The following is a 13638-nucleotide window of genomic DNA, read 5'->3' on the forward strand; positions in this document are numbered from 1 at the left end:
CGCCGGTGAACGACATCAGCCCGGACAAGGTCTTCGTCCCCCTGGAACTGCACGGCATCCGCCTCGAGGCGCTGGCGCCGCATCACGCGCCCGGCCTGCGTGCGGCGGCCATGGATGGCGAACTGTGGAATCTGCGCGTCACCTCCGTGCCCGAGCCGGACCAGGTAGATCAGTACATTTTCAAGGGCATCGAGATGCGCCCCACGCGCTTCGCCTTTGCCGTCATCGACGCGGCCAGCGGCGAGGTGCTCGGCACCACCAGCTACCACGACGTGGTGCCAGCCATCGGACGCCTGGAAATCGGCTACACCTGGTACGCGAAGCGCTGCCAGCGCAGCCACGTCAACACCACCTGCAAATTGCTGCTGCTGGCGCACGCCTTCGATAACCTCGGATGCGCGCTGGTGGGCCTGCGCACCGACAATTTCAACCACGCCTCGCAAACAGCCATCGAGCGCCTGGGCGCGAAAAAGGATGGCGTGCTGCGCCACCATGCGCTGCGCCGCGACGGCACCGTGCGCGACACGGTCATGTACAGCATCACGCGCGGCGAGTGGCCGGAAATTGCCGCCCATTTGCGCTACAAGCTGGCGCAGCGCCCCATCGCCGCACTGCCACGCGCGGGAGAACCCGCGCCATGCTGATCGATTTCTTCTTCACGCTCAAGGATGCGAAGATTCCCGTCTCGATCAAGGAATTTCTGACGCTTCTGGAGGCGCTGCAAAAGAACGTCATCGACGCCTCGATGGACGATTTCTACTATCTGGCGCGTTTGACCCTGGTCAAGGATGAGGCCCATTTCGACAAGTTCGACCGCGCCTTTGCCCAGTACTTCAAGGGCGTCAACGCGGCTTTCGACACGAACGCGGCGATTCCCCTCGACTGGCTGCTGAAACGCATGCAGCGTGAGCTGTCCGAAGAGCAAAAGGCGCAGCTGGAGAAATTCGGCTACGACAAGCTGATGGACCGCCTGAACGAGCTGCTGAAGGAGCAGAAGGAGCGCCACGAGGGCGGCAGCAAGTGGATCGGCACGGGCGGTACCTCGCCGTTCGGCAATGGCGGCACGAACCCGGAAGGCATCCGCATCGGCGGCAAGGGCGGCAACCGCACGGCCGTGAAAGTGTGGGAAGCGCGCAGCTACAAGGATTACGACGGCGAGCGCGAACTCGGTACGCGCAACATCAAGGTGGCCTTGCGCCGCCTGCGCAAGTTCGCGCGCGAAGGCGCGGAAGATGAGCTGGCGCTCGACGCCACCATCGCCGCCACGGCCAATAACGCGGGCTACCTGGACATCAGGATGCGGCCCGAGCGCAAGAACCGCATCAAGGTGCTGATGCTGTTTGATGTGGGCGGCAGCATGGACGACCATATCGAGCGCACCGAGGAACTGTTTTCGGCGGCGAAGACGGAATTCAAGAACATGGAATTCTTTTACTTCCATAACTGCGTCTACGACTACCTGTGGAAGAACAACCGGCGCCGCAACGCCGAGCGTTTTCCCACCTGGGACGTGCTGCGCAAATACCCGCCCGACACCAAGCTGATTTTCGTCGGCGACGCCACCATGAGCCCCTACGAAATCCTGCAGCCGGGCGGCAGCGTCGAATACAACAACGAGGAAGCGGGATCGGCGTGGCTGGCGCGCTTTACCCAGGCGTTCCCGAAATTCATCTGGCTCAATCCCGAAGCGGAAGGCTTATGGCAGTACCGCCAGTCGATCGGCGTGATGCGGCAGTTGATGAACAACCGCATGTTCCCCCTGTCGATCGACGGGCTGGAACGGGGCATGCGTCTGCTCAGTAAATAAAAGCACGCAACAAAAAGTCCATGGCGGCAGGGGGCCGCCATGCCGTACACTGCGACACGGCACTACCGTGCGGTGCATCTCCGCCGCGGGCGGGTAGCATACGCCGATACCAGCCCTGCCCTACCCTGCTGCATCCCGTGCGCGGCCGCCATGACCGCGACACTGTTCGATTGCGCACATCGTGCGCGCCTTCTGCTCCGGTAGAATCGGCGCATCGCTCTGCGCAAACCATGCACCACCGCTGCACCACGCTATTGCTGCGCCAGCCCCCGTGCTGCCGGCCGGTGCCAGCGCCATTTTCAAAGGAATGAGCATGCAAAGTCTGATCTCGATCGCCGCCGACCTGTCCTGGCCGTTCGCCATTACCCTGGCCTGGGTAGTGGGCGAATTCGGCCACCGCTGGACTGGCCTGCCGCGCATCAGTTTTTACGGCGTGATCGGTTTCGTCCTCGCGCAGACGCAGGTAGGCATCCTGCCGCAGACGGACGCCGGCCCCATGCTGGTGCTGGCCGACGTGGCCTTCGGCCTGATCCTGTTCGAGGTGGGCTACCGCATCAACCTGCGCTGGCTGAAGAACAATCCGTGGATCGCCGTCACGGGCCTGGTCGAATCCCTGCTGACCTTTGCCGTCGTCTACTTCATCGGCATCGAATTCGGCAGCACCTCGATGACGGCGCTGCTGCTGGCGTCCCTGGCCATGTCCACCTCGCCGGCCACCATCATGCGCGTCATCAACGAGGAACGCAGCTCGGGCCAGGTCACGGAACGCATCGTCCACCTCACCGCCCTGAACTGCGTGCTGGCCGTCTTCACGTTCAACATCATCGTCGGCTTCTGGATGTTCCAGAGCTCCACCGACCTGATCGAGGCGAGCAGCAGCAGCGCCGCCGTGCTGGCCGCCTCCGTGGCCGCCGGCACCGTCTTTGGCATCGTCGTGCCGGCCATGCTGCGCCGCCTGGGCAACATGGCGCAAGATGCCACTGTGGCGTTTGCGCTGTCGGTGATGCTGCTCGTCGCCCTGACCTACACCACCAGCCTGTCGCCGCTGCTGGCCACCCTCACCTTCGGCCTGGTGGCGCGCCACCGCAGGGTCGCCTTCAGCCAGGCGCAGCGCAATTTCGGCGCCATGGGCGAGCTGCTGACGGTGCTGCTGTTCGTGTATGCCGCCTCGACCCTGGAATGGGCCAGCGTGACGGCGGGCGCGGGCCTGGCCCTGGCCGTCGTCGGCGGACGCCTGCTGACGAAGGTTGCCGGCGTAGCCGCGTTTTCGCACGTCAGCGGCATTTCCTGGCGCAAGGGCGTGCTGACGGGCGTGGCCCTGACGCCCGTCTCCGTCTTCATCATCCTGCTGCTCGAACACGCGCGCCAGCACGGCGTGAACTTCGGCGACGAATTGAACGCCCTGGCCGCCATCACCCTGGGCCTGGAACTGGTCGGCCCCGTGCTGGTGCAGCGCGTGCTGATGCTGGCCAAAGAAACCCACGAAATCAAGGAGCGCTAAATGCCGCTGGAACCCTTTGGCCAATCGGCCGCGCTGACCTTCGGCGTCGAACTCGAACTGCAACTGGTAAACCTGTCGGACTATGACTTGACGGCCGCCAGCCCCGACCTGCTGCATCTGCTGAACAAGAAACCGTTTCCCGGCAACGTCACGCCGGAAATCACCGAGAGCATGATCGAGATCAACTCGAGCGTGCACACGCACCATGGCCCCCTGCTGGAGCAGTTGCAGGAAATCCGCGACACCTTGGTCACGGCTGGCGACAAGCTCAATATCGGCATCGCGGGCGGCGGCACGCACCCGTTCCAGCAATGGTCGTCGCAAAAGATCTTTTCCAAACCCCGCTTCCAGGAGATTTCGGAACTGTACGGCTACCTGGCCAAACAGTTCACCATCTTCGGCCAGCACGTGCACATCGGCTGCGCCTCGGGCGACGACGCCATGTTCCTGCTGCATTCGCTGAACCGCTACATCCCCCATTTCATCGCCCTGTCGGCGTCCTCGCCCTACGTGCAGGGCCGCGACACCCTGTTCGATTCGGCCCGTTTGAATTCCGTGTTCGCGTTTCCCATGAGCGGACGCGCGCCGTTTACGCTGAGCTGGGACCAGTTCTCCAACGAGTATTTCGCCAAGATGGAGAACACGGGCATCATCAAGAGCATGAAGGATTTTTACTGGGACATCCGCCCCAAGCCAGAATTCGGCACCATCGAACTGCGCGTGTGCGACACGCCGCTGACGGTGGAGCGGGCCGCCGCGCTGGCCGCCTACCTGCAGGCGCTGTGCCGCTACCTGCTCGAACGCCGCGAAACCCCGCCGGTGGAAGACGATTACCTCGTATATAACTACAACCGCTTCCAGGCCTGCCGCTTCGGCCTCGATGGCGCCATCACGCATCCGAAAACCTACGAAACGATGTCGCTGCGCGAAGACATCATGACCACCCTGCGCAAAATGGAACCGCACGCCGAGGCGCTGGGCAGCACGCCGGCCCTGAAACACCTGTCGGACGTGGCCAAGCAGTGGAGCGACGCGCAATACCTGCGCAAGCAGCACAGCCTGCAGGGCAGCGCCGAGGGCATGGTCGATTCGGCCATCCGATGTTTTCGCGGTGAACCGATGAATTACTGAGGATGCCTGGCCAAACCTGCTGCGCGTCGGTATAGGCGGCCTGCGATGCTCACCGTACCTTCGTACGGTTGCGCTTCTTAGCCACCTCTCCCTTCCGCTCGCGACGGTTTTGCCAGTCATCGTGATTTTTACCCCAACAACGCAACCCAAAAAACCACACCCCGCCTGCCCGTCATTTACAGCCACCTCCCCCGCTTGTTACAATAAGTGAGAATGATTCTTATTATTGTTTAAAAACACCAGTCCAGCCGGACCGGTCTTGCAAGGGGAACGCGATGCCGCTGGCAGAGCCGCTACAACGCCAGGACATCGCGACACTGTATGCCGACCACCACGGCTGGCTGCAGGGCTGGCTGCGCAAGAAGCTGGGCAGCACGGCGTGCGCGGCCGATGTGGCGCAGGACACCTTCATGCGCCTGCTCGACCGCGAAGACGCCGTCGCCGCGCGCGAGCCGCGCGCCTTTCTCGCTACCGTGGCGCAGCGCGTGCTGTTCAGCCATTACCGTCGTCAGAAGCTGGAACAGGCTTATCTGGACGTGCTGACACAGCTGCCGCCCCTGCACACACCATCGCCCGAGGAGCGCGCGCTGCTGTTGGCCACCGTGTTTGAACTCGACCGCATGCTCGACGGCTTACCGCCTCCCGTGAAACGGGCTTTTTTACTACGCCAGCTCGACGAACTGCCGCAGGAAGACATCGCGCGCGAGCTCGGCATCTCGCTGGCGACAGTCAAACGCCATCTGCAACGGGCCGGCAGCGCCACGCAGGCGTGGCAGCAGCTGCAAATGCAGCACGAGCATCTGCCGCCCGCGGCGCACGCGAGCCTGCTGCGCGCCTGCGTGCAAGCCAACGCCCCGCGCCGCCATGCCGTCAAGACGCTGGCCCTGCTGCTGGCCTGCGGCGCCTCGCTGTATGCGTTCGAACGCCGCAGCCCATGGCGCGGCTGGAAGGCCGACTACCGCACGGGTGTCAACCAGCGCCGCGTCGTGACCCTCGATGACGGCACGCAGCTCACGCTCAACACCAGCAGCGCCGTGAATATCGCTTACGACGGCGCGCAGCGCCGCATCGACCTGCTGGCCGGTGAAATCTTCATCGCCACCGGCAAGGATACGGCACGGCGGCCCTTCTTCGTCGGCACGCCGCATGGCAGCCTGCAGGCGCTGGGCACGCGCTTCACCGTGCGCCTGCACCAGCAATACGCCAGCGCCGGCGTGCTCGAAGGCGCCGTCGCCGTGCTGGCCGGCGATGGAGCACAGCGCCTGGTGCTGCATCCCGGCGAAGGCGCGCATTTCGACGGCACGAGCTGCCACCGCCAGGCGCTGGCGCCGTATGGCGGCGCCTGGCTCGATGGCATGCTGGTGGCGCGCGACATGCGCCTGGCCGATTTCCTCGCCGAGCTGTCGCGCTACAGCGAGCATCCGCTGGACTGTACGCCCGCCGTCGCCAACCTGCGCGTGTCCGGTTCCTACCCGCTGGCCGACGTGGGCGCCATCCTCGACGCCGTCAGCGCCAGCCTGCAACTGCGGCGCAATACCGTCACGCGCTTCTGGGGCCGGCAAATCGTCAGGATCGAACTGGCGGCGCACTGAAAAATATTTTCTGCAAAGTGAGCTGTTTCGCCGTGCTCGCGTGACTTGGTAGACAGGTAGTCTCCATCTTGCGCATCCACGAAAGGTTTTATTCCATGCACCACGCTTCGCGTTCCCTCCTTACCCGCACCGTCCTGGCCTGTGCCCTGTCGCAGATCGGCATGGCGCTGGCCCTGCCGGCGCCAGCCCTGGCACAAAGCCAGCAAGTGCGCGTCTATGGCATCCCGGCCGGCGCGCTGGGCGACGTGCTGACGCGCTTCGGCAGCGACAGCGCCATTTTATTGTCGTTCTCCAGCGACGCCACGCAAGGCTTGCGCAGCGTCGGCCTGCAAGGCAGCTATGGCGTACAAGACGGTTTCCGCGTGCTGCTGGCCGGCAGCGGCCTGCAAGCCGTGCCGCAATCGAATGGCGGCTACCTGCTGCAAAAGGTCCCCGCCAGCGCCAGCGCACCCACGGCGGACAGCCGTGGCGTGGCCGTCATGAGCGGCGTCACCGTGGTGGCGGCGGCCGAGCGCAACGCCGCCACCAGCGGCACGGACAGCTATACGGGCGGACCCGCCAGCGGTGCCACGGGTTTGGCCCTGACGCAGCGCGAAACGCCGCAGTCGCTGACCATCGTCACGCGCCAGCAGATGGATGACCAGAACAGCAACGCCGTCTCCGACGTCATGAAAAACGTCAATGGCGTGAGCGTGCAAAACTATGACAGCGACCGCTGGAGCTTCCAGGCGCGCGGCTTTGCCGTCACCAATTTCCAGTACGACGGCGTGTCGGCCATCTATGACGGCGTGTACGACTGGGGCACGACCAACAGCGACATGGCCATCTATGACCGCATCGAAGTGCTGAAGGGCGCGACGGGCTTGATGAGCGGCTCGGGCGACCCGTCGGCCACCGTCAACATGGTGCGCAAGCGCCCCACTGCCAGCTTCGAGGGCTCGGCCACCCTAGGCGCGGGATCGTGGGACAACTACCGCGGCGAAGCCGATGTCTCCGGCCCCCTGAACGACAGCCGCACGCTGCGCGGCCGCCTGGTGGCCGCCTACCAGGACAAGCACTCCTACCTCGACCGCTACACGCAGCAGAAATCCGTCGCCTACGGCATCATCGAAGCGGACCTGACACCCCTCACCCTGCTGACGGCCGGCTTCACGCACCAGGATTACAAGCCGCGCGGCTCCACCTGGACGGGCTTTCCCCTGTTGTTTTCCGACGGCACGCGCACGAACTTTCCCACTTCGTGGAATCCTGCCACCGACTGGAGCCGCCGCGACATGCAGAACACCACGCTGTTCTCGTCGCTGGAACACAGCTTCGCCAACGCGTGGAAAGTGAAATTGAGCGCCAACCAGTTGCGCAGCAAGCATGACAGCGTGCTCGGCTCGGCCAGCAGCGGCAATCCCGACCCCGTCACGGGCGAAGGCGCCTATTTCTTCATGGGAAAATACAAGGGCGACCGCCGCCAGACCACCGTCAACGTCGACGCCAGCGGCCCGTTTACCCTGTTCGGCCGCCAGCATGAAGCCATGCTGGGCTATTCTTCGTCGACGGCCAAGCAGGACGCCCCCGTCTACAAATCGGTCTATCCGCCCCTGGACGGCAGCTACTTCGACTGGCGCGGCCAGTATGCGGAGCCGGCGTTCGAACACCAGGGCAACGATGATGACAGCACGCGCCAGAGCGGCCTGTATGGCGCCGTGCGCCTGCGCCCGAGCGATGCGCTATCGGTGATCGTCGGCACGCGGATCAGCAACTACAAGATGGATCAGAAGCGCAGCTTATTCGACAATGCCACGCCCAGCCATACGCGCATGGACGAAAGCGGCGTCATCACGCCGTATGCGGGCGTCGTGTATGACCTCGACAAGACCTATTCCGTGTTCGGCAGCTACACGACCATCTTTGCGCCGCAAAGCAACCGCGACGTGAAGCGTAACTTCCTCGCACCCGTGCGCGGCAAGGGTGTGGAAGCGGGTGTGAAGGCGGAGTATCTCGACGGCAAGGTCAATGCCAGCGCGTCCCTGTTCCAGATCCGCCAGAGCAATGTGGCCAGCTCTGTGGGTGAAGTCAACGGCGAAGAAGCGTATAAAGCCATCGATGGCGTCACCAGCCGCGGCGTGGAAATGGAGGTGACAGGCGAGGTGCTGAAAGATGTGAAACTGAGCGCCGGCTACACGTATGCACATGTGCGCGACAAGGATGGCAAGGACGTGTTTTCCACCATGCTGCAAACCACGCAGCCGGCCCACCTGGCAAGAGTGCAAGGCAGCTGGCGCCTGCCTGCCAGCCTGGACAAAGTGACGGTGGGCGGCGGCCTGACCTGGCAAAGCAGTTTCCACGGCGAGGTCAGGAACCCTGCCGCCAACGACAATGCGCGCCTGCAGCAAGGCAGCTATGCACTGGTCAACCTGCTGGCCCGCTACGAGATCAGCAAGAACGTCACGGCCAGCCTGAACGTGAACAATCTGCTGGACAAGAAGTACTTGACGGGTCTGGGCCTGTTCGGAACAGGCTTCTACGGTGAACCGCGCAATGTGATGTTCACCGTGCGCACGAAGTTCTGACTAACTGCCATACAGCGCCAGCGCCCAGGCTGGCGGACGCAGTTCCAGCGCCAGAGACAGATAAGCGGGATCGAAGCGCGCCGCCAGCAGGTACACATTGGCGGCGCCCCTGGGCTCCCAATTCCCCGTAAAACCCTTTTCGCCGGCCGCCACGCGCTTGCGGTCGAAGGGCACGGCGCTTTTCGCGAATTCCTCGTGCGTTTTCCTGCCCTGCGCATACGGCGCCAGCCAGGCCAGCGCTTCGGCCAGGCGCCGCGCTTCCGGCGCGCCATACCAGTCGTCGCCATGCGCCTGCGCCATCAGGGCCGTCGTCAGCAGCGGCTCCAGGCTGTAGGTGGTGTAATGCAGGGCATCGCGCTGCTCGAAGTCGAAGGGCACGCCGCCGGCGCCGATATTGCGCGGCACGTGCGCCAGGAAGCGCTCCTTCGCGCGCGCGATCAGCAAGGCTTCGCCCGTGACATACGCGGCGGCCGTGCCGATCTTGATGCGGTGGCTGTGCCAGTTGTTGCGCGCCGTGGACGGGCCGCCCACCTTGACGGGATCACTCAAGTACCCGTGTGCCAGGGTGCGGCAAAACGCCTGCACCTGCTCGCGCTCGACGCCGCTCAAGCGTTCCTGTACCAGATCAAAGCCCATCAGCAGGCTGGCCAGCTCCGTCTCGTCGACGGGACTGAACGAGGGTGCATAGCCGCCGCTCCAGGCCAGCAACAGCTGGCGCGCCGCCTCGAAATGCGCCATCTCACCCGATAATCTCCAGGCCAGCGCCTGCAAGCGCGCCTGGCGCCAGTCCTCCTGCGCCTGCTGGCTGGTCTCGCGCCCGCCTTCTCCCTTCAGCAAGCCGCCAGTGCGCACTTCGGCCATCAGGTGCACGGGGCGCGCCGCATCCTTGCGCGCCGCCTTGACCACTTGTTCGGCAACGGCCGGCGCCACCCGCGCCTTGAGCGTGCGGGCGCGCGCGGCGGACGTCAGCGCAAACGGCAGCGCACCCTCATGCGGGCGCGGCGCCGCGCGCAAGCCGGCCAGGGGCAGCGCCAGCAAGCCGGCCAGCAAGGTGCGCCGGCGCATCAGATGCGTACTCAAAACCGCGTCTCGCGCGCCGCGCGCAAAAAGTTATCGAGGATGGGCGTGCAATCGAGCAGTTCGACGCCGCCCGCCGAATGGAATTCCGGGTGCCATTGCAAGCCCATGACGAAGCGGGCACGCTGGTAGCGGATGGCCTCGACGATGTTGTCGCCCTGCGAATACGCTTCCACGGTGACGTCGCGCCCCAGGTCCTTGACCGACTGGTGGTGGATGGAATTGACGAGCGCCTCGCCCGTCTTCGGGAACATGCCCGCCAGCGACGAGCCTTTCGGAAAGACGATGGTGTGGCGGTGGCGGTCATACAGGTCGTTGACGTGCGAGGTGGCGCCTGCCACGTCCGAGGCGATGTCCTGGTACAGGGTGCCGCCAAAGCCCACGTTGATCAGTTGACAGCCCCGGCATATGCCCAGCACGGGTTTGCCCGCGTCGACGAATTCGTGCAGCAGTTCCAGCTCATACAGGTCGCGCGCGCGGTCGCCGTTCCATTCGGGGCGCGTGGCCGCCTCGGAATACGTCTGCGGCGAAACGTCGGCGCCGCCCTGCAGCACCAGGCCGTCCAGGTGGCGCGCATAGTGGCGCAGGGTGATGTTACTCGGGTGTAGCTGGCCGCTGGTATTGACGGTCGGGATCATGAACACCAGCACGTCGCGCGACATGACCCACTGGGCGATCGACTCTTCCAGGTATTGCAGGTTCTTGCTGCGCAGGCCAGTAGCGCCCGGCTCGGGGTGGAAAATGCGCGCCGAGATGCCGATGCGCAGGGTGCGCCGCATGAAATCGCGGCTGGCCTTGTCGCGCATGGAGCGGTAGCGCGACGAGATCACCCGCCAGGCCAGCGCCAGCGGCGTGTCGTTATCCTTCAGGTAGCGGGGGGCCGCGTCGCGCGCGCGGTGCTCCTCATCGGGCGCCCGGCGGCCCACCCGGTCTGGCCGCGACGGCGCCGGCGCTGCGGGATCGGTGGATGGGGGCTGCTGGGGATCTTTTTCGTCTGACATGGCAAGGCTGACTGAAAGCGGAGACGTTTTCAATATAAACCCCTGCCTCGGAAAGCACGATTCAATTTTGTAACAAAAGGCCACGCGGGGCATCCACGCAACACGTCCACGCCCGATGCATACAGCCCGTTTACGCTGGCGGCCCCGCTTTTTAGAGAATCTTTACGCCCCCGCTGCTAATCTTGAACTTACCTCAACCACCGCTGCAAAGCCACCATGGAACCCCATTCACGCCTGCAAACGCATCAAGCGCATCAAGCACTGCCCCACCGCCATCCCCGCCTGCCCACCTTCCTCATGCATATCACGGTAGACAAGTCCTGCCTGGCCGAGCTGCGCCAGCTGGTCGTCAGGACCTGCGGCGGCATGCTGTCGTTCATGCGCATCGAGGCGGTCGACCATGCCGAACGCATGAAAGTCTGGCTGTGCGTGACGGAACCGGCCCTGCGCCTGACCATGGATGCCGTCATGCGCCTGCTGCCGGCGGCGGAATTTGGCCGCATCAGCCAGGGGAAATCGCTATGAACCAGTACTCCTGCGAGCAGGCGATGTCTTCCTCGCGCATCACCGCGCACTTCCAAGGCATCTGGGTGCCGATGGTCACGCCCTTCCTTGATGGCGATGGCGACATCGACTTCGACGCGGCCCAGCAGCTGGCGTGCGAACTGGCCGCCAGCGGCATCGATGGCCTGGTGGTGTGCGGCACCACGGGCGAAGCGGCCATGCTGAGCGCCGCGGAACAGACCATGCTGCTCGACAGCGTGCTCGAAGCCGTCGGCCCCCGCTTCCCCATCGTGATGGGGATAGGCGGCAGCGATACGCGCAGCGTCGTCTCCGCCGTGCAGCGCTACAACGACCATCCGCTGGCCGGCCTGCTGGTCTCGGCGCCAGCGTATGTGTGCCCTTCGCAGGATGGCATCGTGCGCCACTTCCAGGCCATCGCCGCCGCCACCGACCAGTCCATCGTGCTGTACAACGTGCCGGCCCGCACGGGCGTCAATATCGAACCGCAGACGGCCGCGCTGCTGGCGCGCGACTCGCACTTCGTCGCCATCAAGGAAGCGGGCGGCAAGCTGCAGCAGCTGGGCGAACTGCTGCTCGACACGCGCCTGGACGTGCTGTGCGGCGACGACGCGCTGCTGCTGGCCAGCCTGTCCATGGGCGGCCACGGCGCCATGTCGGCCGCCGCCCAGGTGCGTCCCGACCTGTATGCGCAGCTGTACCACCTCGTCAGGCAGGGCCGCCACGGCGCCGCAGGCGCCCTGTTCAAGACCATGCTGCCCGTCATCCGCCTGCTGTTTTCCGAACCGAATCCCGCTCCCGTCAAGGCAGCGCTGGCCATGCAGGGCAAGGTGCGCGACGAGCTGCGCCTGCCGATGACGCCGATGTCCGCCGCCGGCCAGGCCGCCCTGGCCGCGGCGCTCGAACCCCTGATGGAATTGCCCGTCTGGACCGTCAGCGACAGGGATGCGCCGCGCGAAGGCTGTCTGCTGCAGCTGGTCTCCCCCGCCAACATCATGCCAGCCGTGCGCCAAGATGATCATCGCCATCACGGATGAACGCGGGGGCATGGAGAAATCCATCCTGGCCGGGCGGCTGGCCGCCTCGCGCGCGCTGGCCGGCCGCAAGGTATTGCTGCTCGATGCCGATCCGCGCCAGGGCGCCATGGCGCAAGCCAGGAACCTGCACGACGGCGCCATGCACGGCAGCCTGACGCGGCCGCGCCTGATGGCGCGCGCCATCAGCGCCAAGGGCTTGCAGCCGGAGCTGGAACACCTGGTGCACTACTACCACGACATCGTCATCGACAGCGAAGGCCGCGACTCCATGGGCAGCCGCTCGGCCCTGATCGCCGCGCGCGTGCTGGTGGTGCCGCTCGACGGCGTCGTCGATGGCGCCGCGCAGGCGGGCCTGGCGCGCCGCATCGCGCACGCGCGCGGCGCCAATCCCGGCCTGCGCGTGCTGCTGGCAACGGACACGCAGGCGGCGCCCGCCCATGCCCTGGCCGCGCAGATTCCAGCCGCCCGCGTGGTCGGCCTGGGACAGCTGTATTGCGCCGTTTTTAACCTGCCCGCTTAGCAACCTGCCCGCCGCTTAAGCACGCAAAAAAGGCGGCGCATGCGCCGCCTCTCCTTTCAGTCAACTCAGTCCATTAAAACGTCTTGCTGACCGTCAGCTGCAGCGCCGTCTTGCCCATGAATTTGCCATTCACTGGCGAGGCATAGGCCGACTTGCCCGCGTTCGTGCCGATCACGGCCAGCGCGCCCGTAACAAACCCGAAATCGCGCGTGACGCCCACTTTCCAGTCCGTGTAGCTCAACGCATCATTGTTTTTGACCTTCTGGTGGCCCGCATGCAGGTTGCCGGTCCAGCCGTTCGTCAGGTCGATCGTCGCGCCGATGTCCAGGTAGCCGCTGTTCTTGCTGTTGACGATGCCGAACAGGTTCGAGACGGCGTGCGAATACTTGACGTAGGCGGGGCCATACGACAACTGGCCGTAGACTTCCTGCGTGTCCGCGTTGGCCAGGCCGATATTCTTCAAGCCGTTGTCGGCATACACATACGCCAGCACGCCGACGTCATAGCCGACGTCGCTGGTCAGCTGGCCGCGCTTGCCCGCATACAGGTCCACTTCCACGTCGCCGCTGCCGCCCGCATCCTTGGTCCATTTGATGGTGGAAGCCCATGCGCCCGCATACAGGCCGGTCGGATTGTTGACATAGTCGACGCCGCCCTGCAGCGCGGGTTTCAAACGCGTCTGCGAGATGCCGCGATAGCGGTAGTCGGACACGCCGGCCACATTGAAACTGACTTCATTGTCCGGCTTGGCCTCTTCCGCGTGGGCCAGGCTGCCCGTAAAGGCGGTCGCGACGGCAAGTGCAAGTAGCATTTTATTCATGGTTTTTTCTTCTTCATGGGTGGTATGGGCCTTTGCCAACATGGCGCAGCTGGCCCGCCGCTGCAA

Annotated in this window: 12 protein-coding genes and 1 pseudogene; 10 read left to right on the forward strand and 3 right to left on the reverse strand. The window is 64.8% G+C overall.

Annotated elements, in window-relative coordinates; genetic code table 11:
• Positions 1-5 precede the first annotated feature (5 nt).
• The 7 genes and pseudogenes from IGS61_RS06905 (at position 6) to IGS61_RS06935 (ending at position 8595) form a co-directional block, all read left to right on the forward strand.
• Positions 6-644: a GNAT family N-acetyltransferase gene (locus tag IGS61_RS06905; RefSeq protein WP_230538915.1), complete on the forward strand. Its 639-nt coding sequence runs from the start codon at positions 6-8 to the stop codon at positions 642-644.
• The gene (locus IGS61_RS06910; protein ID WP_230538916.1) at positions 638-1807 is read left to right on the forward strand and encodes a vWA domain-containing protein; all 1170 of its coding nucleotides are present in this window, start codon (positions 638-640) and stop codon (positions 1805-1807) included. The genes IGS61_RS06905 and IGS61_RS06910 overlap by 7 nt, the downstream gene beginning before the upstream one ends.
• Positions 1808-2120: 313 nt before the next feature.
• Entirely contained in the window at positions 2121-3308 is a 1188-nt protein-coding gene (locus IGS61_RS06915; RefSeq protein ID WP_046684256.1) for a cation:proton antiporter, read from the forward strand.
• Positions 3309-4439: a YbdK family carboxylate-amine ligase gene (locus IGS61_RS06920; protein WP_230538917.1), complete on the forward strand. Its 1131-nt coding sequence runs from the start codon at positions 3309-3311 to the stop codon at positions 4437-4439.
• 275 nt (positions 4440-4714) lie between these two features.
• Positions 4715-5197, forward strand: a pseudogene (locus tag IGS61_RS06925) (sigma-70 family RNA polymerase sigma factor); the annotation flags it as partial.
• A 27-nt stretch (positions 5198-5224) separates the two neighbouring features.
• On the forward strand, positions 5225-6031 hold the full coding sequence (locus IGS61_RS06930; protein ID WP_230539258.1) for a FecR family protein: 807 nt from the start codon (positions 5225-5227) through the stop codon (positions 6029-6031).
• A gap of 95 nt (positions 6032-6126) precedes the next feature.
• Positions 6127-8595 (forward strand): TonB-dependent siderophore receptor, encoded by a 2469-nt coding sequence (locus tag IGS61_RS06935; protein ID WP_230538918.1) that lies wholly within the window; start codon positions 6127-6129, stop codon positions 8593-8595.
• On the opposite strand, the gene IGS61_RS06940 is transcribed toward IGS61_RS06935, so the two are convergent.
• Together IGS61_RS06940 and IGS61_RS06945 are read right to left on the reverse strand one after the other, a co-directional pair.
• Entirely contained in the window at positions 8596-9675 is a 1080-nt protein-coding gene (locus tag IGS61_RS06940) for an alginate lyase family protein (protein WP_230538919.1), read from the reverse strand.
• Positions 9672-10673, reverse strand: a complete 1002-nt coding sequence (locus tag IGS61_RS06945; protein WP_230538920.1) for a gamma-glutamyl-gamma-aminobutyrate hydrolase family protein — start codon at positions 10671-10673, stop codon at positions 9672-9674. The genes IGS61_RS06940 and IGS61_RS06945 overlap by 4 nt, the downstream gene beginning before the upstream one ends.
• Before the next feature lie 216 nt (positions 10674-10889).
• Between IGS61_RS06945 and IGS61_RS06950 the strand changes: the two genes are divergently transcribed.
• From IGS61_RS06950 to IGS61_RS06960, 3 genes are read left to right on the forward strand one after another with little or no spacing between them, the layout of a single operon-like run.
• The gene (locus IGS61_RS06950) at positions 10890-11198 is read left to right on the forward strand and encodes a hypothetical protein (protein ID WP_230538921.1); all 309 of its coding nucleotides are present in this window, start codon (positions 10890-10892) and stop codon (positions 11196-11198) included.
• On the forward strand, positions 11195-12232 hold the full coding sequence (dapA, locus tag IGS61_RS06955) for a 4-hydroxy-tetrahydrodipicolinate synthase (RefSeq protein ID WP_230538922.1): 1038 nt from the start codon (positions 11195-11197) through the stop codon (positions 12230-12232). The genes IGS61_RS06950 and dapA overlap by 4 nt, the downstream gene beginning before the upstream one ends.
• A gap of 10 nt (positions 12233-12242) precedes the next feature.
• Positions 12243-12752: a cobyrinic acid ac-diamide synthase gene (locus IGS61_RS06960; RefSeq protein ID WP_230538923.1), complete on the forward strand. Its 510-nt coding sequence runs from the start codon at positions 12243-12245 to the stop codon at positions 12750-12752.
• A 73-nt stretch (positions 12753-12825) separates the two neighbouring features.
• Here the strand turns inward: IGS61_RS06960 and IGS61_RS06965 are convergent, their stop codons facing one another.
• Positions 12826-13572, reverse strand: coding sequence for a TorF family putative porin (locus IGS61_RS06965; RefSeq protein WP_230538924.1), 747 nt, complete (start codon positions 13570-13572; stop codon positions 12826-12828).
• Positions 13573-13638: the final 66 nt, after the last annotated feature.

Origin of the sequence: Janthinobacterium sp. FW305-129 (assembly GCF_020858115.1) — a bacterium.
Lineage (GTDB): Bacteria > Pseudomonadota > Gammaproteobacteria > Burkholderiales > Burkholderiaceae_D > Janthinobacterium.

Bases quoted from the DNA above. Each gene is read 5' to 3' on its own strand.
- IGS61_RS06910 (WP_230538916.1), top strand. From the start codon at position 638: ATGCTGATCGATTTCTTCTTCACGCTCAAGGATGCGAAGATTCCCGTC.
- IGS61_RS06915 (WP_046684256.1), top strand. From the start codon at position 2,121: ATGCAAAGTCTGATCTCGATCGCCGCCGACCTGTCCTGGCCGTTCGCC.
- IGS61_RS06920 (WP_230538917.1), top strand. From the start codon at position 3,309: ATGCCGCTGGAACCCTTTGGCCAATCGGCCGCGCTGACCTTCGGCGTC.
- IGS61_RS06930 (WP_230539258.1), top strand. From the start codon at position 5,225: ATGCAGCACGAGCATCTGCCGCCCGCGGCGCACGCGAGCCTGCTGCGC.
- IGS61_RS06935 (WP_230538918.1), top strand. From the start codon at position 6,127: ATGCACCACGCTTCGCGTTCCCTCCTTACCCGCACCGTCCTGGCCTGT.
- IGS61_RS06945 (WP_230538920.1), bottom strand. From the start codon at position 10,673: ATGTCAGACGAAAAAGATCCCCAGCAGCCCCCATCCACCGATCCCGCA.
- IGS61_RS06950 (WP_230538921.1), top strand. From the start codon at position 10,890: ATGGAACCCCATTCACGCCTGCAAACGCATCAAGCGCATCAAGCACTG.
- dapA (WP_230538922.1), top strand. From the start codon at position 11,195: ATGAACCAGTACTCCTGCGAGCAGGCGATGTCTTCCTCGCGCATCACC.
- IGS61_RS06960 (WP_230538923.1), top strand. From the start codon at position 12,243: ATGGAGAAATCCATCCTGGCCGGGCGGCTGGCCGCCTCGCGCGCGCTG.
- IGS61_RS06965 (WP_230538924.1), bottom strand. From the start codon at position 13,572: ATGAATAAAATGCTACTTGCACTTGCCGTCGCGACCGCCTTTACGGGC.